Origin of the sequence: Leptotrichia hofstadii (assembly GCF_007990525.1) — a bacterium.
Classification (GTDB): Bacteria; Fusobacteriota; Fusobacteriia; order Fusobacteriales; family Leptotrichiaceae; genus Leptotrichia; species Leptotrichia hofstadii.
Map to the genome: position 1 here is coordinate 1472849 of NZ_AP019823.1, position 22719 is coordinate 1495567.

At 32.3% G+C, this 22719-nt stretch carries 24 protein-coding genes; 5 read left to right on the forward strand and 19 right to left on the reverse strand.

The window, feature by feature from the left end; all coding sequences use genetic code 11:
• Positions 1-51: 51 nt before the first annotated feature.
• The 14 genes from FVE77_RS06985 to FVE77_RS07050 form a co-directional block, all read right to left on the reverse strand.
• The gene (locus tag FVE77_RS06985; protein ID WP_006804053.1) at positions 52-534 is read right to left on the reverse strand and encodes an SH3 domain-containing protein; all 483 of its coding nucleotides are present in this window, start codon (positions 532-534) and stop codon (positions 52-54) included.
• A 257-nt stretch (positions 535-791) separates the two neighbouring features.
• Complete coding sequence (gene cdd / locus FVE77_RS06990) at positions 792-1199, reverse strand: cytidine deaminase (RefSeq protein ID WP_026746194.1); 408 nt, start codon at positions 1197-1199, stop codon at positions 792-794.
• A gap of 51 nt (positions 1200-1250) precedes the next feature.
• Positions 1251-2342: a DNA polymerase IV gene (gene dinB, locus FVE77_RS06995; protein ID WP_026746193.1), complete on the reverse strand. Its 1092-nt coding sequence runs from the start codon at positions 2340-2342 to the stop codon at positions 1251-1253.
• Positions 2343-2354: 12 nt separating this feature from the next.
• Positions 2355-3053, reverse strand: coding sequence for an ABC transporter ATP-binding protein (locus FVE77_RS07000; protein WP_026746192.1), 699 nt, complete (start codon positions 3051-3053; stop codon positions 2355-2357).
• The gene (locus FVE77_RS07005; RefSeq protein WP_026746191.1) at positions 3046-4209 is read right to left on the reverse strand and encodes an ABC transporter permease; all 1164 of its coding nucleotides are present in this window, start codon (positions 4207-4209) and stop codon (positions 3046-3048) included. Before FVE77_RS07005 ends, FVE77_RS07000 begins: the two co-directional genes overlap by 8 nt.
• Positions 4210-4244: 35 nt before the next feature.
• Entirely contained in the window at positions 4245-5696 is a 1452-nt protein-coding gene (locus tag FVE77_RS07010; protein WP_026746190.1) for a S1C family serine protease, read from the reverse strand.
• Positions 5697-5727: 31 nt separating this feature from the next.
• Entirely contained in the window at positions 5728-6222 is a 495-nt protein-coding gene (locus FVE77_RS07015; RefSeq protein WP_006804045.1) for a hypothetical protein, read from the reverse strand.
• Between the two features lie 37 nt (positions 6223-6259).
• On the reverse strand, positions 6260-6535 hold the full coding sequence (locus FVE77_RS07020) for an FtsB family cell division protein (protein ID WP_006804044.1): 276 nt from the start codon (positions 6533-6535) through the stop codon (positions 6260-6262).
• Positions 6536-6579: 44 nt separating this feature from the next.
• Positions 6580-7047, reverse strand: coding sequence for a transcriptional regulator NrdR (gene nrdR / locus FVE77_RS07025; RefSeq protein ID WP_006804043.1), 468 nt, complete (start codon positions 7045-7047; stop codon positions 6580-6582).
• Between the two features lie 81 nt (positions 7048-7128).
• Positions 7129-7596, reverse strand: coding sequence for a PTS sugar transporter subunit IIA (locus FVE77_RS07030; protein WP_026746189.1), 468 nt, complete (start codon positions 7594-7596; stop codon positions 7129-7131).
• Positions 7586-8281 carry a DNA repair protein RecO gene (gene recO, locus FVE77_RS07035; protein ID WP_026746188.1) on the reverse strand — a complete coding sequence of 232 codons (696 nt, stop codon included), beginning with the start codon at positions 8279-8281 and terminating at the stop codon, positions 7586-7588. The genes FVE77_RS07030 and recO overlap by 11 nt, the downstream gene beginning before the upstream one ends.
• A gap of 25 nt (positions 8282-8306) precedes the next feature.
• A complete protein-coding gene (locus tag FVE77_RS07040; protein WP_026746187.1) occupies positions 8307-8846 on the reverse strand; it encodes a hypothetical protein in 540 nt (179 codons plus the stop codon).
• An 87-nt stretch (positions 8847-8933) separates the two neighbouring features.
• Positions 8934-9848 carry a rod shape-determining protein MreC gene (gene mreC, locus FVE77_RS07045; RefSeq protein WP_026746186.1) on the reverse strand — a complete coding sequence of 305 codons (915 nt, stop codon included), beginning with the start codon at positions 9846-9848 and terminating at the stop codon, positions 8934-8936.
• Between the two features lie 287 nt (positions 9849-10135).
• The gene (locus FVE77_RS07050) at positions 10136-10612 is read right to left on the reverse strand and encodes a hypothetical protein (RefSeq protein WP_026746185.1); all 477 of its coding nucleotides are present in this window, start codon (positions 10610-10612) and stop codon (positions 10136-10138) included.
• A gap of 254 nt (positions 10613-10866) precedes the next feature.
• Here FVE77_RS07050 and FVE77_RS07055 point away from each other — a divergent pair, with 254 nt between their 5' ends.
• The 3 genes from FVE77_RS07055 to FVE77_RS07065 all read left to right on the forward strand — a co-directional run bounded on the left by FVE77_RS07055 (position 10867) and on the right by FVE77_RS07065 (position 14084).
• A complete protein-coding gene (locus tag FVE77_RS07055) occupies positions 10867-12078 on the forward strand; it encodes a hydroxymethylglutaryl-CoA synthase (RefSeq protein WP_172966416.1) in 1212 nt (403 codons plus the stop codon).
• Between the two features lie 23 nt (positions 12079-12101).
• Positions 12102-12692, forward strand: a complete 591-nt coding sequence (locus FVE77_RS07060) for a sugar O-acetyltransferase (protein ID WP_026746183.1) — start codon at positions 12102-12104, stop codon at positions 12690-12692.
• Between the two features lie 99 nt (positions 12693-12791).
• Entirely contained in the window at positions 12792-14084 is a 1293-nt protein-coding gene (locus FVE77_RS07065; protein ID WP_026746182.1) for a hydroxymethylglutaryl-CoA reductase, degradative, read from the forward strand.
• A 64-nt stretch (positions 14085-14148) separates the two neighbouring features.
• Here FVE77_RS07065 and groL read toward each other — a convergent pair whose 3' ends face one another.
• From groL to FVE77_RS07080, 3 genes are all read right to left on the reverse strand, one after another.
• Positions 14149-15771: a chaperonin GroEL gene (gene groL, locus FVE77_RS07070; RefSeq protein ID WP_026746181.1), complete on the reverse strand. Its 1623-nt coding sequence runs from the start codon at positions 15769-15771 to the stop codon at positions 14149-14151.
• 167 nt (positions 15772-15938) lie between these two features.
• A complete protein-coding gene (locus FVE77_RS07075; RefSeq protein WP_021769306.1) occupies positions 15939-16202 on the reverse strand; it encodes a co-chaperone GroES in 264 nt (87 codons plus the stop codon).
• 173 nt (positions 16203-16375) lie between these two features.
• Positions 16376-17002 (reverse strand): hypothetical protein, encoded by a 627-nt coding sequence (locus FVE77_RS07080; protein ID WP_026746180.1) that lies wholly within the window; start codon positions 17000-17002, stop codon positions 16376-16378.
• Positions 17003-17318: 316 nt separating this feature from the next.
• Between FVE77_RS07080 and FVE77_RS07085 the strand changes: the two genes are divergently transcribed.
• Together FVE77_RS07085 and FVE77_RS07090 are read left to right on the forward strand one after the other, a co-directional pair.
• Positions 17319-18581 carry an aspartate kinase gene (locus FVE77_RS07085; RefSeq protein ID WP_026746179.1) on the forward strand — a complete coding sequence of 421 codons (1263 nt, stop codon included), beginning with the start codon at positions 17319-17321 and terminating at the stop codon, positions 18579-18581.
• A gap of 41 nt (positions 18582-18622) precedes the next feature.
• Positions 18623-19822: a homoserine dehydrogenase gene (locus FVE77_RS07090; protein WP_026746178.1), complete on the forward strand. Its 1200-nt coding sequence runs from the start codon at positions 18623-18625 to the stop codon at positions 19820-19822.
• A gap of 58 nt (positions 19823-19880) precedes the next feature.
• On the opposite strand, the gene FVE77_RS07095 is transcribed toward FVE77_RS07090, so the two are convergent.
• Both FVE77_RS07095 and FVE77_RS07100 read right to left on the reverse strand, forming a co-directional pair.
• The gene (locus FVE77_RS07095) at positions 19881-20648 is read right to left on the reverse strand and encodes a Fic family protein (protein WP_026746177.1); all 768 of its coding nucleotides are present in this window, start codon (positions 20646-20648) and stop codon (positions 19881-19883) included.
• A 214-nt stretch (positions 20649-20862) separates the two neighbouring features.
• Positions 20863-22611 (reverse strand): 1-deoxy-D-xylulose-5-phosphate synthase, encoded by a 1749-nt coding sequence (locus FVE77_RS07100; RefSeq protein ID WP_026746176.1) that lies wholly within the window; start codon positions 22609-22611, stop codon positions 20863-20865.
• Positions 22612-22719 lie beyond the last annotated feature (108 nt).

The window sequence follows — 22719 nt, forward strand, 5'->3', positions numbered from 1 at the left end:
GATTATATTTATTAATATTTCCTGCCATTTTTTATTTAGTCGTTTGAGAATCTATTTTTTAGCTACCTGATTACTGTAAATATATCCGTATTGATTTCCGTTGTATTTAATATAATACCAGTCATCGTCTGTTTTGCTTATTGCGTAAACTGTCTGTCCAGTTTTCAGTTTAGTTTTAATTGTAGATTTTGTTGTTGGTTTTTCTCTTATATTGCTGTATCCTTCACTTGAAGTTATAACGAGCTTACCTACAATTTCTTTTAATTGGCTATTGTGAATATAGCCAGTAAATGACTTTTTAATTGCATCGTTATAATATGTCACTTTATGCCATTCACCAGATTTTTCATTGCTTTCCAGTATATGTCCATTTGTAATAGTTTCAACAACTTTAGAATCTGTAGTTGCAGACTGTCTTATGTTAATCGCATTATCTTTTGACGAAGTCACAAATGCAGCTCCCATTGAGATAGCACTAAAACCCATAGATAAAATTGAAGCCAGAAACATTTTCTTTAGTATAAACTTTTTCATAAAAAATCACTCCTTAATAATTTTATATAACACACGTTATTTCCAATTATATTATAACCTATTTTTTTAAGTTTGCAAGTAAAAACTAATAAAAAATCTAACATTTTTAAAATAAATTTCAAAAAATAATATAATAAAGATTGTTAGAAATAAGTATTTTTACCTTCTCCTCTCATAATAATTATACCTTATTTTAAGAAAATTTCAATATTAATCTTCAAAATAACTCAATAAAAATTTTGTTCGTTATTCATTTTTTACAAATCTTCTGGTCCAAATGAATATGGCAACAATTCATCTAGTGAAGTAATTCTGTATTTTCTATTTTTATTTGTCAAAATAATAACTGTGTCTTTATCTGAAAATTCTTTTATTACCTGTCTGCATGCTCCACATGGACTAATTGGCTCAGGAGTATTTCCTGTTACAACAAGTAACCTTATTTTTTTCATATTCCCAGTAATCCCTGTTGTGATTGCATTACGTTCAGCACAAAGAGTAAGTCCAAAAGAAGCATTTTCAACATTAACTCCTTTGTGTATATTTCCATTATCATCAATTAATAATGCGGCAACAGGAAATTTAGAATACGGCACATATGCTTTTTCCAGCAAAAGATTTACTTCATCAATATAACTTAATATTTCTTTTTCACTTAAAATCATTTGTTCCACTTCCCATCTTAAATAATTTTATTATTAAAATATATTAATAATTTATTTTAAATCGTCAAACGACAGCTGAACTACATTGCTTTTCAAAATCGAGCTTAACTGTACTCCAATAAGCCGTACTTCATTCTTTTTTTCAAAAAATTCCAGATTTTCAAGAGCTGCCTTATATATTCCGTTTACATCGTTCGTTGCACTTTTCAACGTTTTTGAGCGAGTGTGTGTTGCAAAATTGGAATATCGGATTTTTATTGTAACTGTTTTGGCAAATTCATTGTTTTCAATAAGTTTGCTGCTCAATCTTTCAGACTGTTTTTTTAATTCAGCATGCAATGCCAAAATATCATTTTCTTCCTGATGAAAAGTTACTTCGTGTCCATAAGACTGCCTTTTTCTGTCTGTATTTATCTCAGAAGAATGTAAGCCACGAACAGAATTATACAGATACTCCCCTTTGCTTTCCCCAAATCTTCTGATTAATTCATTTTTCTCAATTTCATAAAGCTGAAAGACACTCGTTATATTAAATAATTTTAATACTTCCCTTGTCTTTCTCCCAATTCCCGGAATTATTCCAAGCTCCTTATTATAAATATAATCTAAAAAATGTTCACGGTTCCTAAATATAAAATAACCATTCGGCTTATCAATATCACTCGCGATTTTAGCGCTTATCTTGCTAAAACCTATCCCAACTGAGCAAGTGAGCCTAGAATTATCATAAACATACTTTTTAAATTTTTTTATAAATCTTTCAATTTTTAAAATCTCATCTCTTTTATCAAGTCTTGTATTTTTATTCCAAATAAACTCTGTAATATCAATATAACCTTCATCAACAGAGGTAAATTCGCATTTTTTCAAGACTTTTTTTATTAATCCCTGTATTCTTCTGCCTTCTTCAAAATAAACACCTTTTCTAAGGCTTACAACAATAAGATTTGGGCATAGCCGTTTAGCCTGAACTGTTGGCATCGCAGATTTTACTCCATATTTTCTGGCTTCGTAGCTTGCCGTTGTAACAACTCCATGTCCTATTGCGATAGGCTTTCCTCTAAGTTCCCTGTTATCCCTTTGCTCAATTGCCGCAAAGAAAGCATCCATATCGTAATGCAGATAAATTTTTTCTTTTTTCATTAGTAAATTTTCCTAAAATTGTATTGTCGGTAAAATCATATTAAATTCGCCATTTTCAATTTTATATTTGTAAGAAGCCAGATTTGCTAGTTCCAGACTGTGAGTAACTATTATTATCGACTGGTTTCTTTCCTGATTTATTTTCATAAATAGTTCATTTATCATATTACTTGTTTCTGTATCCAGATTTCCTGTTGGCTCATCAGCCAGTATTATATCAGGATCGTTAATCATAGCTCTTGCTATCGCCACACGCTGTTTTTCACCGCCTGAAAGTTCCATAGGTTTATGCTTTAAACGTTTTGCAAGACCAACAAGTGCAAGTAGTTCCTTGGCTTTCTTTTGTGCTTCATTCCTGTTCATATTTTTATTGACAAGTGCAGGCATCATAACATTTTCAAGTGCTGTAAATTCATTTAAAAGATAATGAAACTGGAATACAAAACCTATTTTTTGATTTCTTATTGCAGTTTTGACTTTTTCATTCTTATAATGGATTTTCTCTCCGCCAATATAGATTTCTCCATCAGTTGGTTCATCCAAAAGTCCCAGTATATTCAGAAGTGTTGTCTTTCCATTTCCTGATTTTCCTTGAATCGAAATAAAATCCCCTTTGTTAAAGGCTAAATTTATATTTTTCAATATATGAATGTTTTCAACTTTTGTCTTATAAATTTTATTAACATTTTTCAATTCTATTATTTTATTCATATTTTAACGCCTCCACAGGTTTTAATCTGGCCGCTCTGGCTGCCGGAAAAATTGTTGATAGAAATACAACTACAAATGTTACTCCATAAATAATTAAAAGTTCCTTTTGAGAAATATATAGCGGCAGTTCTTCTAAATAATAAGTTCCACCTTTTATATACACTTTAAATAAAATTTTTAGCCCTATCAATACAAGTGGCGACAATCCGCTTGCCATAATCATTCCAAAAACTCCGATTATTAGCCCTTCTATTGTAAAAATTCTACGAATATTTTTATTTGTATATCCAATTGATTTTAAAATACCAATATCTTTTATTTTTTCCCGGACAATCATATTTAAAATTACCGATACAGCAAAACTTGCTATAACAAGAAGCAGACTTAAAATCGCAATTAATACAAATTTTTCAAACTGTACTGCCTTCAGAAGATTATGATTCAAGGTCTTCCAGCTTATTACCGTGTATTCCTTCTGATTCATTACGGTTATTACTTCTTTCAATACTTCTTCAACTTTTTGAGGACTTTCAACTTTAATGTCCATTTCAGTAACAGCTTCGCCTTGTTCTGCCAATATCTGCATTGCGCGCAATGGAACGACCGCAACATTTGAATCATATTCTAAAAAGCCTGTTTTAAAGATTCCTCTCACGGTAAGTTTTATTTCCTTGTTTTCAGCTGAGATTAAGCTTACTTGCTGACCAACCTTAACACGCAGTTCACCTGCCATCTCCTCGCCAATTAAAACTGAGTCCAGCTCCGAAATATTGTCACTTCCGCTGACCATTTTAAGTTTCAGTCCGTTCTTGACATTTTCTGGACTGATTCCATCTGCCAGCACTCCTTTTGCATAGCCTTCAAATTTTATTATTGACTGGCTGTTTATCTGTGGAATTACAGCCTTAACTCCTTTTATTTTCTTCAGTTTTTCCGCAGTTTCCTCATATCCTTCAAAAAAGGGATTCTGCTTATTTTTTATTAAAATATGCGGACTCATTGTGAGCAGCGAATTTATCATATTTTTTTCCAGTCCATTGGAAACTGTTAGCGAAACAATGAATACTGTTACAGCAATCGCCACTCCAAGCACTGAAAATATACTTTGAAATTTTCTTTCAACAACATGCCGAAATGCTATAAAAAATTCTACCATATTTCCTTTTTTTCTTCCTTTCTCTCTAAATATTGCTATCTTATATCACTTGACATTTCATGTAAAATATTATAGTTTTCCATCAATGCCGCTTTTTGTGCATTAACCTTGGCAACATCCAGTACAATTTCATTGCCGTCTTCGTCTTCAAAAACAATAAATTCCTTATTTATGCTTCTTACTTTCTTTACAAAATCATTAAAATCTTTATACTTCTCTCCGTTAACTTTAGTAATAATCCTATTTTCAAGCTCAGAATACCCAAGGTTTACATCAAACGGAAGAACTCTTACAAGAATTACCAGCCCATTGTAATCCTTAAACAGGTCTTCCCTGTCATATATTGCTGAAAGTGTACTGGTCGGATGTTCCTCCGTAAACGACGTAATGTAGTTTGTCGTAAGAGGCTCGAAAATCAGTCCACCGTAAACATAGTAGGAGGGCGCTTCCTGAAGTTTTGTGCTTTTTACAACACTGAATTTTATATCAGCCTTTTTTAATGTAACCTGTCCTTTTTGAACTTTTTTGTCTCTTACAATTTCATAACTTAGCGTCTGTCCATATTTTTTTTCCTGATTTATAAAATTGAAGTCTGTTTTCTCATTTTTTCGGAATTCCACAGTTCCATCTGACTCAATATCCCGCCCATCCAGTTTCAGAAGTACATCGTTTCTTTGAAGCACGCCATTAAATGGGGAATTTGGAAAGATTTTTTTTATAAAGACACCTTTTGAATCATTTTTTAATCCGAGCATTTGCCGCTGAGAGGCGCTCTCAAGCTTTGCCCATTGCAATCCCAGTTTCGGAGGGCCATCATAATTTCCGTCTTTTATATCATCCAAAAAATTTTCAAGTATGTTTACAGGGATGAAATATCCTATATTATCTGCCTGAGTAAGCCCTGCAAATGCCACACCTACGACTTTTCCTCCGCTCAGTACCGGTCCTCCGCTATTTCCACTGTTAATTGCCGCATCAGTCTGTCCGATAAGAAACTTTTCATTTGTCAAAGTGTAGCTGTTATGCTCCATTCTTGATACAATCCCTCTCGTTGTGCTAAGCTTGTCGCCACCCAAAGGATAACCGTAAACTGTAAGGCTATCCTGTATATTCGGCAATTTCCCAAGTTTCAAGGCTGCTGTTCCGTTAAAGAACGACTTATCCTCAACATCAATTAACGCCAGATCGTATTCTTCTGAGACAAATTTTACATTTGCCTTATATTTTTTTGAATCGCCTTCCTTTCTTACCTGCAGAAATTTTTCATTCAGCACCGCATGAGCATTTGTAATGATTCTGTTACCATCTATAATGAATCCTGTTGCAGTCGAGCTGAAATCTTGCCCATTCTGCCAAGGGGACATGTAATTATGCATCTGGTGCGCAGTGTAGACTTTTACAAGAGCTTTTTTTACTGAACTGTCGTTAGCAAACACAACGTTGCACAAAAATATACTTATTATTAAAATTAAATTTCTTATTTTCATTTTTAAACCTTTCTTTGGATACTTAGTCAGATTAAATATCCAGTTTCTCTCCAATCTGATTCTGTATTAACTTTAAAAACAGAACTTCGTTGCTTATATTCATTCTCATCTGTATCCGTTTCTTATCTGCCGTTATTATCTCCAGAAACTTGTCAGCCTTTCCTGCACCCATTTTAATTACTTTAAGCGTTGCGCTTTCAATGTCTTTCATTTTGATACGGACTTTCTTCATAATTATTTCGTCATTTTCAATTACGATTTTAAATCCAAAAAGAAGTGCTGATGCTATAACGACATAAGCAAAAATAATCACAATAAATGCTATTCTTATCGCAGTCAGCTTCTCAGTTCCTATAATTCCCTTATACAGAGAATATGCCGCAATAGATGCTATTATTATAAAAAAAATAGATGATGAAATCATATATCTTAAGCTTGCTCTGAAAATATACCTATTTTTCTCATCTTCTATTTTTAAATTTTCAATTTTATCCTTTAAATTTTCTGTATTGTTTAAATTGTTCATAATATAACCTACCTATAAAATATCTATGAAACTCATATTAATCAACTATTTTATAAATAACCTCTCCTTTTCTCTTTAAATTCAAGTTATTTCTCGCAAACTTTTCGTTCTTATCCTTATTATTGACTCCCGCGTTTTCCTTTTCCTGCTCCAATTTGCTTTTTCTTTCCTTCAGTTCCTTTATCTGCTGATTAGTCTGTGACAGGCTTATCTGCATATCCTTTTTTCCCATGAACACGTTAACGCTCTGAAGTACAAAATGCACTACCAGGCTAAAGAATATTATGTTTCCAATTAGACGAAGCTTTTTCATTTTCTATATATTTTCCTTTCCTAAATTATCCAAATATTTTATAATTATTTTCTCTTATTCTTGTCATTATGTATCTTCTCAATTTCCTTTACAAAGCTGTCCAGACTGTCAAATTTTTTGTAAACTGATGCAAATCTGACATAGGCAATCTCATCTAGATCTATCAAATATGAAAGTATTTTATCACCCAGTTCGCTGGACTTTATTTCTCCAGAATAGGTTGTAAGTATTTCACGCTCAATCTTATCCAAAGTTTCCTCTATTTTCTCCTTATCAATTTGACGCTTTTCAAACGCCCTGATAATTCCGTTATAGACTTTTTCACGAGAATAAGGCTGTTTTTCTCCATTTTTTTTTATTACAGTCAACGACAGTTCTGCAACTTTTTCATGCGTTGTAAACCTTTTTCCGCATTTTTCACATTCACGCCGTCTTTTTATTGAGTTTCTTTCAAAATATGCACGGCTATCAACGACTTTTGTATTTTCATAGCCACAAAATGGACATCTCATAAGTTTCCCCCTATCTATATTTGTTTGACTTGATTTCAGGGTTTGTTAATTATGTAATCCAAGCTGGACAGACAAATATCATCAGTTAGTTTCTTCTGCCCTTATAATTTTTATAATTTCTTCATTTGAATCAGCTTTCAGCAAATTATCAACAAATTTTTCATCCCTGATTAGCCTTGAAATCCTTGCAAGCACTTTGAGATATTCTTGAGTTTTCTTTTCAGGGCATAAAAACATAAAAAATATATTCACGTCCTCACCATCCATTGAATTATATGACACGCCATTTTTAGAAATTCCAAAAGTTATTATCAGCTCATCTACCGCTTTAGTCTTTGCATGAGGCAAAGCAATTCTTCTGCCAATTCCTGTCGAACCCATTTCCTCCCTTGCAAAAATATCGCTCAGTCCCTGTTCTTCATCCTTAATTAATCCTGTACTTTTCAAATTATTATACAGCTCTTTAATTACTGCATTCTTATTTTTCGATTCTAAATTTAAATCTATCGTGTCTATTTTGATATAGTCAGCAATATTTTTATCTTCCATAAAATTCCTCCATAATAAATTTATTTATTTTTAGCTCAACCTGTAAATTTCTGTTTATAAAATTTTCAAAAATTAGAACCATTTTTCTTAAAAAATCAATATATTTTTCAAATTTTTCCTGAGTCTCAAGCATATTTGAATTTTTTTTTGAAATTTGCAGGATTTCCTTATATTTTTTTATATTTTCATTTTTTTCTTTTTTCAATATTAAGCTTATTTCATCAATGTCATAAATACCCTGTTCTATCATTATCCTTCTCAAGAATGATAATACAACATAATATTTATAACCTTTTTTCAAACATGGAAGAATATCAATAAAAGCTAATATTTCCACCAGCTTATCAAAAAAATCCCCATTTTCATTTGTCATATAATAAATTTTATCTATGCTATCCAGCACATATAATGATATTTCCAGCTTATTAATGTTTTTTATGATACTATTAAAATTTTTTATAATTTCGACTTCTTTTACGACATAATAATTATTTTTCTGTGAAAGTGTTATTTCAACTTCATTCAGCGGATTTAACGAAACAACATTTCTTTTATTGGATTTTCGGATTCCATAAGCAGTTGCCATGATTTTACCGTAATCCTTGCTGAAAAGTGTAACTTGTAAATCCGCTTCCTTCATTTCTTTTTTCTTTAAAACAATGCAATTTGTCTTTATTATTTTCATAATTTTACAATTTATCCACGCTGAATTATCTGAAATTCGATAATCTGTAAATTATTTGAGAACTTCCATCCTTCACAGAAATTTTTGATGGATAGCTGTATCCGTTAGATGTCTTATAGTCACTGAAGTTTACTGTATTGCCACTGCTCTTTATGGATGTCAGCCAATTATTTGAAAATGTAAAGGTATCTCCATTTTTAGTTTGTGTTTGCTTAGACTTTATGCTTCTTAGCTTATTGAACACCGCTAAAATGTTTGCTTCACTTTTTTCAACTTTTTGTGTTACAGTCTGCTTCAAGCTTGGATAATAGATAGTCTTCTTACTTCCGCTGAAAGTATAGACTTCTCCTTTATTTACACTTGGCGCAGTAATCTGAAGCTTCATTGTGCCTGAATTATACGTCATAACGTAGCTTTTACTTCTTCTTTTGCCATTAAATGTAGCATCTTCCGTAACATTTACCGTAAAATTGCTTTTTTCCCAGAAATCCTTTGAAAAGGAAAAAACTGATACCAATAAAAATAATAGAATAACTTTTTTTGTTAATGTCAACTGCTTTAACATAACTAAACTCACCTCTTTATTTGATTTTGTCAAACGGCACTATTTATGTGACAAATGCCATTTTGTTATATATTAATACATATTTCTTTAATTTGTTTGTGAATTTTCTTTATTTTGCTGTTCTTCCTGAGCTTTTAACTCTTTTTGTATCTGTGTATTTATTGAATCGTTAATGCTCCATTTGTAAACCATGACACTTTGGATGTCAAATATATTTACATTAGGCTTGAACCTTACTTCTTTCATCTTGTTGAAGGCGTTCAGTTCTGTCACTTTGAAAGTTCCTACCCTAATCCCTCTTGGCAGTATATCGCTTACTCCCGAAGTTTCTATCTTAAACATTGTATCTTTATTAACGCTAGTTTCGTTATAATTCTGGATTGAATATGTTCCGTTACCGTTTCCACGCAGAATTTGAAGACTTCCATTATTTACAACTACGCTCAGTTTAGAAGTTTTGCTTGTAAGCAAGGTAACTTCAGAATATTCCTCACTGACTTTAGAAATCTTTCCTATAAGATAGCCATCGTACATTACAGGCAGATTTATTTTTATTCCCTGTGCAGATCCTTTATTTATATACATTTTTTCTGACGAGTTTCCATTTTCCACAAGCGCCACATCTGCCGCTATAAACTCAGCCTGAGTTTTTTGACGCATGTCAAGCATTTTACGCAAGTTCTCATTTTCCTGTTTCACATATGCAAGCTCCATATTCTGGACTTTATTTTTCTGCAGCTCGAAATCCCTTGTTTTATTATTTTCAATGTAATCATCAATATAACTGATGTCATTAACCCTGGATCTCAGCTTTAACACCTGTGTATAAAGCATGCTCTTTACTTTTACCAGCCTGAAATTTACCGACTGTGTTATACCATCCATAAAGGTAAATGAACTCGTAATCCTATTTTTAAATGCAAATAAAACTATTATTATAATTATTATTATTAAGATTGTCCTACCTGTGCTTTTTTTCTCATAAAAATTATCCAAACTCATTATTACATAATCCTCTCGCTTTTATAGTAAAATCTTTTAAAACTGGTTTCTTCACTCCAATTTTAAAAAGGTCATTATATTTCAAAAGTTATTAGATATAAAATCAGCATTAAAACTTTTTAACATTGATATAATAACATATAACATACATTATATCAAGTTTTTTATAATTAATTTTTTTATGATGGAAACATTCCCCCTGTATCTTAACCACAGCAAAAAATTCAGACATAAAAAGAGACATTTCATGCATAATGACAAAATGTCCCTTCAAAAGTTTTCAAATATTATTCCTGACCTACTATTTTTATGTAACGTTGATTCAGCTGAGCCTTTCTATGCGGATTATAGTGTAAATACAGCTTTACGCTTTCAACTGACCCTAAATCTGTTTTAATAAATTTTTCAGGATTTTCATTTCCCCAGTAGACAAATTCTGGCTTGTTGGCGGCTTTTCTTGCTTGTTCCTCTTTTTCCCTGTCCTCCTGCAAACGAGCCTCTCTTCTGTATTTTTCGACGATTTGCTGTCTAGTCAAAGAATTTGCCGTGGCGCTTGTCGTAACTTTGCCTGCCTGAACATCTGGAAGAATTTGAAATTTATTAGCCGATATATCTTCGGGCTTAACTTTTATTTTTTTAGGACTGAACTGGTCTGATTCTGCTTGTTTTCTGTATTTGTCAAGAATTGCCTGCTTTTCCTCCGAAAGTTTGGCAAAAGATACAGCTGATATGATTGTTACTGCGATTAAGATAATTTTCTTCATTTTTTTGTCCTTTCTGTATTATAATTTTTTTTTTAAATTTACCTTAGTTTAAAATTTCAATTGCATTATACCAGTATTTGTTAAAAACTTCAAGAGAAAAATAAACATTTCATAATTATTGATATTTCATTTTTTTTATAGTACAATATGTGTAGTTATACTTAAATTTTTTACACATATTGGTTCTCACACCATATTTTTAAGTATAATCCGAGATTCCTTCAAAAAATATTTTATAGAAAGGGCGGAATTTTATGAAAATTAAGGAAATAGGAGAAAAAATTAAAATTGGAATAGATAAAATTGGTTTTGCAATGCCAAAATACTTTTTAGATATACGGGATTTAGCTCTCGGAAGAAATGAGAATGAAAATAAGTTTGTGAAGGGGCTTATGCAAAGCGAGATGAGCATTACACCTGTAACGGAGGATATTGTGTCGCTTGGGGCAAGTGCGGCTGAACAGATTTTAGATGAAGAAGATAAAAAAAATATTGAAATGGTTATTGTCGGAACAGAATCAGGAATTGACCAAAGCAAGGCTTCTGCTGTTTTTATCCATCATCTGCTGGACATTCAGCCATTTGCACGATGTATCGAGATTAAGGAAGCCTGCTATGGGGCAACCGCCGCATTGACCTTTGCAAAAAATTATATTGAAAAAAATGAAAACGCCTCTGTTTTAGTAATTGCTTCAGATATTGCAAAATACGGAATTGACACTCCTGGAGAATCTACACAGGGGGCAGGAAGTATCGCAATGCTAATAAAAAAAGACCCAAAAATTGCCGTCATAAATGATGAAAATGTATGCCAAACCCGTGATATTATGGATTTCTGGCGTCCCAACTATTCAGATTTCCCAATAGTAGACGGACATTTTTCAACAAAGCAGTATCTTGACTGCCTTGCAACGACATTTGATGAATACAAAAAAAGATATAATCAAGATTTATCCGATTTTGTTGCTTTCTGTTTTCATCTACCATTTCCAAAACTTGGATTAAAAGCGATTAATTCACTTTTGGAGAAAAACATGGAAAAAGAAGTAAAAAATAAATTTCTGGAAAAATTTCATACTTCAATAATTTATGGAAAACGAGTTGGAAATATCTACACAGGCTCTCTTTATCTAAGTTTGCTTTCTTTACTTGAAAACTGCGATAGCTTGAAAGCCGGCGACAAGATTGGAATGTATAGTTATGGAAGCGGTGCTGTTTGTGAATTTTTTAATCTAACCCTTGCAGAAGGCTTTAAAAATCATCTAAGGCATGATAGATTAAATGATTTTGACAATAGAAGGCAATTGTCAATAAATGAATATGAAAATTTATTTTTTGAAAAAATAATTTTAGATAATGAAGGAAATTGCGATTTTTCAAATAGAAAACTTATTCAGGAAAGCGATAACGCATTTGTGTTAGAAAAAGTGGAAAATCACAAAAGAATTTACAAAAAAATAAAATAAATTTCTGAAAGGAGCTAATTAATATGAATTTAGAAGAACAGCGGCAGTTTATTTTATCTGGAAAAGTTTACAATGATTTAACTCCAGAGCTTATAAAAGCTAGAGAAAATACTGTTTTTTTAACAAATAAATATAACGAAAGTTTTGGAAAACCGTCATCAGAAAGAGAAGCAATCCTAAAAAATCTTTTAAAATCAATTGGTAAAAATGTGCATTTTGAACCAACATTCCGATGTGAATTTGGATTTAATATTTCAATAGGAGATAACTTTTATGCAAATTTTGACTGTGTAATGCTTGACGGTGGCGGAATTGAAATTGGAAATAATGTTCTTTTTGGACCAAGAGTAGGAATTTATACTTCTAATCACAGCACTGATGCAGAAGAAAGAATAAATGGAGGATGTTATGCCAAGCCTGTAAAAATTGGGAATAATGTCTGGATTGGCGCGGGAGTCCACATTAATCAAGGAGTTACAATTGGAAACAACACTATTATTGGCTCTGGAAGCGTTGTTACAAAAGATATTCCAGATAATGTAATTGCCGCAGGAGTGCCGTGCAAAGTTATCAGAAAAATAACAGAAAAAGATAAAACTGGCTATAAACCTTAAAAATTTAAACTATATTTTCACTCAAGCATTAGAATTTGACAATTTTTTAAGTGCTTGAGTTTTATTATAAACTCAAAACGGAAGGAACTGATTTTAAATATGAAAAAGGAAAATCAAAAAAAATTAAACTGGCTTGGATTTCAGAAAAAAGAACGGACTGAAAGAATACAGATGTTAAAAGATAATGGCTTTTTAACTGAAGAATTTGAACAACTTCTGAAAAAAAACGAGAACTTGCCACTAGAAACTGCAAATCAAATGGCTGAAAATGGAATTGGAACATTTGCCTTGCCATTCAGCGTTGCTCCAAACTTTGTTATTGATAAAAAAGATTATGCTGTGCCAATGGTTACGGAAGAACCGTCTGTTGTAGCAGGATGCAGTTACGCAGCTAAAATTATAGGAAAATCTGGCGGTTTCACGACAAAAATTTTGGACAGGAAAATGATTGGGCAAGTTGCATTGTATAATATTTTGGACTTTGATAATGCTATTTCAATAATTTTGGAAAATAAAAATGAAATTTTGAAAATTGCAAATGATGCCCATCCTTCGATTGTAGGACGTGGTGGTGGAGCAATTAATATTGAAGCGAAGAATATTGATGAATTTTTGATTGTTTATCTGATTGCCGATGTGAAGGAGGCTATGGGAGCAAATATTTTGAATACAATGCTTGAGGCAATAAAAATACCGCTTGAAAATATTACAAACGGAAAAAGCCTAATGGCAATTTTATCAAATTATGCAACTGAATCTCTTGTAAAAGCAGAATGTGAAGTAAATGTAAAACTTCTTAGCAGCTCAATGGAAACATCTATTGAAACTGCAAAAAAAATAGAACTTGCAAGCAAATTTGCAAAACTTGATATTTATCGTGCCACAACTCATAATAAAGGAATTTTCAATGGAATTGACGCTGTAGTAATCGCTACTGGGAATGACTGGCGCGCAATTGAAGCTGGGGGGAATGCCTTTGCTGTGAAAAATGGCAAATACGAAGGTCTTACAACTTGGACTTTTGATGAAAGCACAAATAAATTAAAGGGGGAACTTACCCTTCCAATGCCAATTGCAAGTGTAGGCGGCTCAATAGGACTAAATCCGAGCGTAAAAGCCGCATTTAATATTTTAGGAAATCCTGACGCAAGGACACTGGCAAGCATTATCACATCAGTAGGACTCGCTCAAAACTTTGCCGCGGTAAAAGCGCTTGTTACAACTGGAATACAGCACGGACACATGAAGCTGCAGGCTCGTTCGTTAGCACTTTTTGCTGGTGCAAAAGGCAAGGAAATTGATATTGCCGTAGAAAGGCTTTTGGAAAGTGGAAAAAGTATTAATTTGGAAAATGTGAAGGCAATTTTGGAAGAAATAAAAATCAAAAAATAATATAACAGAAAAAAAAGAGGTAGTTCATAGTGGCTACCCCTTATTTTATTACATTTTATTAAATTTACATCATTCCTGGCATTCCCATTCCACCTGGCATTCCACCAGCTGGCGATTCTTCTTTTTCATTACCAACTGCAACTTCAGTTGTTAATAATACTGATGATACTGATACTGCATTTTGGATTGCAGAACGAGTTACTTTGGCAGGATCAATGATTCCAGCTTTTACCATATCTACATATTCTTCTTTTGCAGCGTCAAATCCTATTCCATTTTCAGAATTTTTTACTTTTTCAATTACGACACCTGCATCAATTCCAGCATTGATAACAATTTGTCTAAGTGGTGCAGATAATGCTCTTTTCACAATTTCCACTCCAAGCCCTTCTTCACCTTCCAGTTTAAAGTCTTCGATTGCTTTTGCGATTTGAATCAAGATTGTTCCTCCTCCAGGCACAATTCCTTCTTCCACAGCAGCTTTTGTTGCATTTAAAGCATCTTCAATTCTCAATTTTCTTTCTTTCATTTCAGTTTCAGTTGCGGCCCCAACTTTTATTACAGCTACTCCACCAGCTAATTTTGCAAGTCTTTCCTGCAATTTTTCCCTGTCATAATCAGAAGTTGTTTCAGCAATTGAATTTTTAATTTGTCCAATTCTTGCTTGTATTGCATCTTTTTCTCCAAGACCGTCTACGATAACTGTGTTATCTTTAGTAATTCTAACTTTTTTAGCTTGTCCCAAGAAATTAATATCAGCAGTTTCAAGTTTAATTCCTTTTTCTTCAGAAATAACTTCTCCACCTGTTAGAATTGCAATATCCTGCAACATAGCTTTTCTTCTGTCCCCAAACGCAGGAGCTTTTACAGCGGCAATATTTAATGTTCCACGAAGTTTATTTACAACAAGAGTCGCAAGCGCTTCTCCTTCCACATCTTCAGCGATTATAAGCATTGGCCGTCCTAATTCGACTGTTTTTTCCAAGATTGGCAATAATTCTTTCATGTTTGCAATTTTTTTATCTGTGATTAAAACAAACGGATTATCCATTTCCACAACCATTCTTTCAGAATCTGAAACCATGTAAGGTGACAAATATCCGTTGTCAAACTGCATTCCTTCCACAACTTCCAGAGTTGTATCCAAAGAACGCGCTTCCTCAACTGTAATAACTCCAGATTCTCCAACTTTTTCCATAGCTTGAGCAATTAATTGTCCTATTTCTACATCTCCTGCTGAAATTGCCCCAACTTGTGCTATTTCTTCATTTGATTCCACTTTTTTAGCTCTTTTTGTAAGCTCTTCAATAACTTTTTTAGAAGCAAGCTCCATTCCACGTCTTATAAATACAGGATTTGCTCCAGAAGCTACCATTTTCAATCCTTCTTTGATTAAAGCCTGTGCCAGTACAGTTGCAGTAGTTGTACCGTCTCCAGCTACATCATTTGACTTTGTAGCAACTTCTTTTACAATTTGCGCTCCAAGATTTTCAATTGGATCTTTAAGTTCAATCTCCTTTGCGATTGTAACACCGTCGTTTGTAATCATTGGCGCTCCAAATCCTCTGTCTAGGACTACATTTCTTCCTTTTGGTCCAAGTGTAATTTTTACAGCGTCAGCTAGTGTATCTACTCCCACTTCAAGCGCTTTTCTTGCATCTTCATTAAATTTTATTATTTTTCCCATTTTTAATTCTCTCCTTCTAAATTTTGTAAATTTTTTATTGCGAAATTCTTTCATAATTTAATAATATGATTTTTATTTTAATAAGAAATTAAAATTACTTGTTTTGTAATGTCTGTCTTATTTTTTTATACATTTAATTTTCATTCAAATTTATTTTTAAATTTTTATTATTCAACGATTGCCAAAACATTGTCTTTTTCCAAAATCAAGTAACTTTCTTCCCCATCCTTAACTTCAGTTCCAGAATATTTTTCAAAAATTACTTTATCTCCAGCTTTAACTTCCTCAACCTTTGAACCAACTGCTAAAACTTCTCCAATTATCGGTTTTTCCTTTGAAGCTGTCCCCGGCAATACAATCCCGCTTTTTGTAACTTCTTCCTGTTCTGTCTGTTTTATTAAAATTCTTTCTCCCAATGGTTTAATTATCATTTTTCCTCCTAAAATTTGCTTTTTTAATTTTTTAGCACTCTATTAGACTAAGTGCTAACAACATAATAATACATTTTAAAAAATTTTGCAAGTCTTTTTTCCATTTTTTTCAAAATTTTTATATTTTTTCAATGATTAGAAAAAATGACCCATTTCTGAGCCATTTTAATTTTTTATTTCTTGCCTTTATCTTTATAGTAGCTGTCCCTTATTTCTTTAAGCACTCTGTCTGCTTTATCATTTTTTTCCTTTGGAGTGTTTTTTGCTACTTCAATGTTACCCCTGCTAGTATTTATGATTATAATTTTGTCTGTAGTCTTTGGAGCTTTTGCAAATGTTGAGCCTTTATTTCCGCTGTAATAACTTGCTCTTGCTTCTTTTAGGGCTTTTTTTGCTCTTTTTAGCTCCTCTTTTGTTAATTCACGCCTTACGACTGGAGCTTGTACAGGCTCATGAACAGGGGCAGAATCTGTTATTCTTAGCTTTTCCTTTTTCACCTTGATTACATTTGGCTTAGTTTCTATAGCTTGCTGTTTTTTTTCTGGCTTTTTCTGAATTATGTACTTTTCCATTTCAGATTTATTTTGTACAGTTTTTTTCTCTGACTGAGCCTTTTCTTCTGCTAATTTACGTTGTATTTCAGCTTCTTCCCTCTCCTTTTCGGCTTCAATCTGATTCTTTTGGTTTTTGTAATAATCATCCCTTACTTTTTTTATTATTGTTCTTGTCCCGATGGCTAGCAGCGGAATCCCTACTGCAAGGATTGAACTTACAACTATTAATTTTTTCCTATTTTTCATAAATTTTCCTCCCAGTTTAACTTTAAGTAAAGCAAATCAGACACTTTTCAAATTTGCTTTAAAATTTTATTTATTTTAGTTTTATTAAATTTCGTTTAGTTATACTCTATTAATAATATTACCACAATTTTTTAAATTTTTCAATTTATTTTTGCTTATATTTTTTTTAATATTCTCAGAAATATATATCAGTAATTTTAAAATTTGCTTGGAACATATAAGAAATATGTTAAATAGCCTTGCTTTTTTATTTATAATATGTTATCCTTTGCTTGTAAAAATATTGAGAAACATGTTAAAGAAAATAGGAGGTAACATGGCGTTAATTATACAGAAATATGGAGGAACTTCCGTTGCGAACGCCGAGAGGGTAAAGGAAGTCGCAAAACGAGTTGTAAAATACAGAAAGGCTGGACATGATGTAATTGTTGTTGTTTCTGCACCAGCTGGGAGAACTGATGAGCTAATAAAACGGGCTTATGAACTGTCAGATTCTCCAAATAAACGTGAATTTGACATGCTTTTGACATCAGGTGAGCAAATTTCTATTGCATCTCTTGCCATTGCTGTTGCTGATTTGGGAGAAAAGGCAGTTTCATTAAATGCTTTTCAAGTCAATTTTAAAACAACATCTGTGCATACAAAAGCTAAAATCATTGACATTGATACCCAAATTATACAGGAAAAACTAGACGAGGGAAATGTAGTTGTGTTTGCTGGATTTCAAGGAATTACTGAAAACAATGAAATTACTACGCTTGGGCGTGGTGGTTCTGATACAACTGCTGTCGCGCTGGGAGCTGCCCTTAATGCTGATGAAGTGGAAATTTATACCGATGTTGACGGAGTTTACACAGCGGATCCCAGAATTGTAAAAAACGCTAAAAAGCTGCAAACTATCTCATATCAGGAAATGCTGGAATTGGCCGCTTCGGGAGCAAAAGTGCTGCATCCAAGATCAGTTGAAATTGCAGCAAAGTATGGTATAAAAATACATTTACGTTCATCATTTGATGATTCTGAAGGAACGATTGTGCAAAGGGAAGAAGGATTTGATGAAATAGGAAATCAAAATATTGACATAAAAGGAGAAGCTATGGAAAAAGTAAAAATCGCTGGTATTACCTCTTCTAAAAATGAAGGGAAAATAACACTATTTGGAGTACCTGATAAGCCAGGAATTGCTGCAAAAGTATTTTCTAGACTTGCTAAGGAAAAAATTAATACAGACATAATCTTGCAAAGTTCAAGTGCTAGCAAAGAATTAAATAATATATCATTTACTGTAAAAAGTGATGATTTGAAGGAAGCTGTGGCTATTTCGGAACAGATAAAAGAGAATATTGGGGCTGAAGGTGTTTCGTATGAAGAAAAAATTGCAAAAGTATCTGTTGTTGGAATTGGGCTAAAAAGCCATTATGAAACAACATCTGAAATTTTTGACACACTTGCAGAAAACAATATAAACATTGATATGATTTCTTGCTCTGAAATTAATGTTTCATGCATTATCCATGAAGACGATGTAGATAAAGCTGTTACTGCGCTTCATAAAAGATTTATTGAAATTGATAATTAAAAAACAAAAACAAACAACTTAAAAGGAGGTCTTTTAAAAATATGAAAATAGGAATTGTTGGACTTGGAACTGTCGGAGAAGGAGTTCTTAAAGTATTAACTAACGAAAAAGAAAGCATTTTTGAAAAATCAAGAGCCGACATTGAAGTGAAATATGCTTGTGATTTAAACATTAACCGTGATTTTTCTTTTGATTTTGATAAATCAATACTTACAAATGATTACAAAAAAATATTAAATGATCCTGAAATTAAAATCATTGTAGAACTAATTGGTGGAGAAACTGTAGCAAAACAAATAATTATTGAAGCATTTGAAGCTAAAAAAAGTGTTGTTACAGCAAACAAGGCCCTAATTGCAAAATACGGGGTGGAACTATTCCAGCGTGCAAAACAAAATGGAGTGTCATTCCTGTTTGAAGCCGCTGTTGGTGGAGGAATTCCTATTGTAACGCCTTTGATGGAAAGTCTAGTTGCAAATACAGTTACTGAAATTCGTGGAATTATGAACGGAACTTCAAATTATATTTTGACAAAAATGAAAGAAGATAATTTATCATTTGATGAAGCACTAAAAATTGCCTCTGAAAAAGGATATGCAGAAGCTGATCCTACTTATGACGTAGATGGAATTGATGCAGGGCATAAAATAAATATTCTTGCCTCACTTGCCTACGGAGGTTCAATCAAATTTAAAGATATGCAATTATCAGGAATAAGAGAAATCAGCACTGTTGACATCTTCTCAGCAAACCAGCTAAACTCAACTATAAAATTAATCGCAAGTTCAAAGCTGCTGTCTGATACATCAGCACAAATTTCTGTAGAGCCATCATTAATTCCAAATAGCGAAATTTTAGCAAAAGTTGACGATGTTTACAATGCAATTGAAACAACTGGTTCTTACACAGACAAAACTTTATTTTATGGAAAAGGTGCTGGAATGGATCCTACTGCGTCAGCTGTAGTGGCAGACATCGTAAAAATTGTAACAAGAAATCACATTGAATCAGATTATTTCTTTAATTCTACAAAAGTATTTGAAATTGTGGACTCAAACACAGTGAAAGATTCTTACTATATAAGAGTTTCAGATGACTTTGATATAGAAAATTCGCCATTTGAACTAATAAATCAAATTGAAAATTACTATATCATCTTGGCAAATAATATTTCAAAAAATGAAATTAATGAGATCTTAAAGGATGCAAAAGAGAAGCTTATATTGAGAGTTATGAAATAATATATTTTTATAATTTATATAATTAAAGGGGCATTTTTATGCCCTATTTTTTGTATTTTTATAATTTTGTTTCTTTTTCTTTAAATGAATTTATAAAATCAATTCTTTCTTCACATTTTTTAGCAACAAACTGTATAAAATCACTCCAGTCGCCTGTTAGCGAACCTTTTTCCAGACTTTCAAAATAAATTGCTCTTTCCGACTTTTCAATAATTATCGGAGGATAGCCATTTTTCATAAGTTCAAAATTTAGAAGCAGTCTGGAAGTTCTTCCATTTCCATCTAAAAATGGATGTATTTTGACAAATTCACCATGTAAAATAGTCGCTCTTTCTATCGGATGCAACTCATTTGCCTCATTTCTATACCATAACATTAATTTTTCCATTTCAGGAAGTATCATATAAGGCTGTGGCGGAATATGATCTGCACCGCTTATATATACTGGGACTGTTCGATACTGTCCTGGATTTATATTTTCAATGCCTTTTGTTATTAAACTATGAATATTTCTTATCTCTTTTTCTGATAGTTCTGTATCATCTTTTATAATTTCTTCCAAATAATAAATGGCTTCAGCATGCCCTATTATTTCAAGATGTTCTCTCATAGTCTTCCCCCCAACAGTTATTCCATCTTCAAGCAGAACTTTTGTTTCCATCAATGTAAAAGTGCTTCCTTCAATTGCATTGCTGTTGTATGTCCATTTTATTATCAGATCCTTTCTTAATTGTTTCAATAAATGTTCATTAAGTTTTGGTTCTTTGTATTTATTTAATTTTTTATCTATTTCTTCAAAATTTATTTCATATTTTTTTATTTTCATATTATTCCTCGCTTTATTATTTAAAAAATAAACTTGAAAATTATAACTATTTTCTCGAAACTTTTGTTTTATTTAACTTTTATAAACTTAATTTTATAAAACAAGTATATCAAATTTTTTTTTGAAATACAATTTTGATTTTTAAGAAAAAGAAAGAATATAAAAAAATCAGAAAATCCTTCAAAAAGTCATTCCTGATTTCATTTAATACAAATTATTTCACAATGTCTAAAATATCTTGTGTAACCTGCTCTTTAGTTAATCTATTACTTTTAAATGCCACATCTGGAGCCACTCTATCAGTAAATTCTTTCTTAATACCATAATTTAAGACTTTCATATCAGAAGTCCCGTAGAATCTCGCAATTTTTTCTCCAAATCCGCCATCTATTACACCATCTTCTAGTGTAACAACTAATTTGTGTTCTGCTTTTAATTCGTTTAGCAATGTTTCATCAATCCCTGAAGCATATCTTGGATTAATTAATGTTGCATCAATTCCATTTTCTTTTAAAAGTTCTTTTACTTCTTTTCCTAATTTGTAAAAGTTACCTAGCCCTAAGATTGCTACATCTTTTCCTTTTTCAGTAACAAGATATTTGTTTAAGTCGCTAAAATCTTTTTGTACATTTCCTGTATCTTCTGACAATTGAGAAGGCACTCTTATTGCAACTGGATGCCCTTTGTATTCAATTGACCAGTCTAGCATTGCGAAATATTCTTCTTTGCTTGTTGGAGCTAGAAATACGATGTTTGGAATATTTGACACTAATGAGATATCAAACCAGCATAAATGGGTAACATCACTCATTCCACCTAGTCCTCCGCCGAAAATAAGAATGGTAGCTGAATTATTATTTATTGCCAAATCTTGAGAAAGCTGATCATAAGTTCTTTGAATAAATGTGCTAAAAACTCCATATATTGGTTTTCCACCATTTTTAGCCATTCCAGAAATCATTGCTACAGCCTGTTCCTCTACAATTCCGACATCAATAAACTGTTTTGCAAATTTTTCTCTTCTATCCCTTGTAAATCCTAAAACAGTTGGTGTTCCGGAAGTTGCAACAGCTACTATCGAATCTTTTTCCATTTTATCCATCAAAAATTCAGCAGTATCATTACTCAATCCGCCAGAATAAGAATTACGTTTTTCTCCTGTTTCTGAGTCAAAAGGCATTCCATAGTGCCAAGTTTCCTTATCCTTTTCAGCGTAAGACAGCCCTTTTCCTTTTTGAGTATGCACGTGAACAACTATTGGATGGTTAATGTCTTTTACTTTCTCAAAAACTTCTATCAAAGCATCCAAATCATTTCCTTTATCCACATAAACATAGTCAAGCCCCAACGATTTAAAATAATTATTTTGAGCCTGTCCGTTACTTTCTCTTAATTCTCTTAAATTTTTATAAAGCCCTCCATGATTTTCAGCAATCGACATATCATTATCATTTGCAACAACAATCATATTCGTACCAAGTTCAGAAGCCATATTAAGTCCTTCAAATGCTTCTCCGCCACTAAGAGAACCATCCCCAATAATTGCAATTATATTTTCTTTTACACCACGTAAATCTCTCGCTTTAGCAAGTCCAGTCGCTAAACTGACAGATGTCGAAGTATGCCCGATTTTAAAGAAATCATGTTCACTTTCATCTTGATTGGTATACCCCGAAACTTCCGAATACCTATCCAAATCTAAAAATCCAAATTTTCTCCCAGTAATGATTTTATGCGGATAACATTGGTGTGAAACGTCAAATACAAATTTATCAACAGGTGAATTAAACACTTTGTGTAATGCAATTATTAGTTCAACTGCTCCAAAGTCAGGTCCCACATGTCCCCCTTTATTACTAACTCTGTGAAGCATTGCATCCCTAATATCCTGTGCCAATACTATTAATTCTTCTCTACTTAATTTTTTCAAGTCTTCTGGCGAATTTACCTTTTCTAATGCCATCTTTTTCCTCCTAAAGTTATTATTTTTCATTAAATCTATACCCAATTGTAACAAATATTACTTAAAATCTCAAATGATTTTTTCTTATAATCACTATGTCTTTTAGCA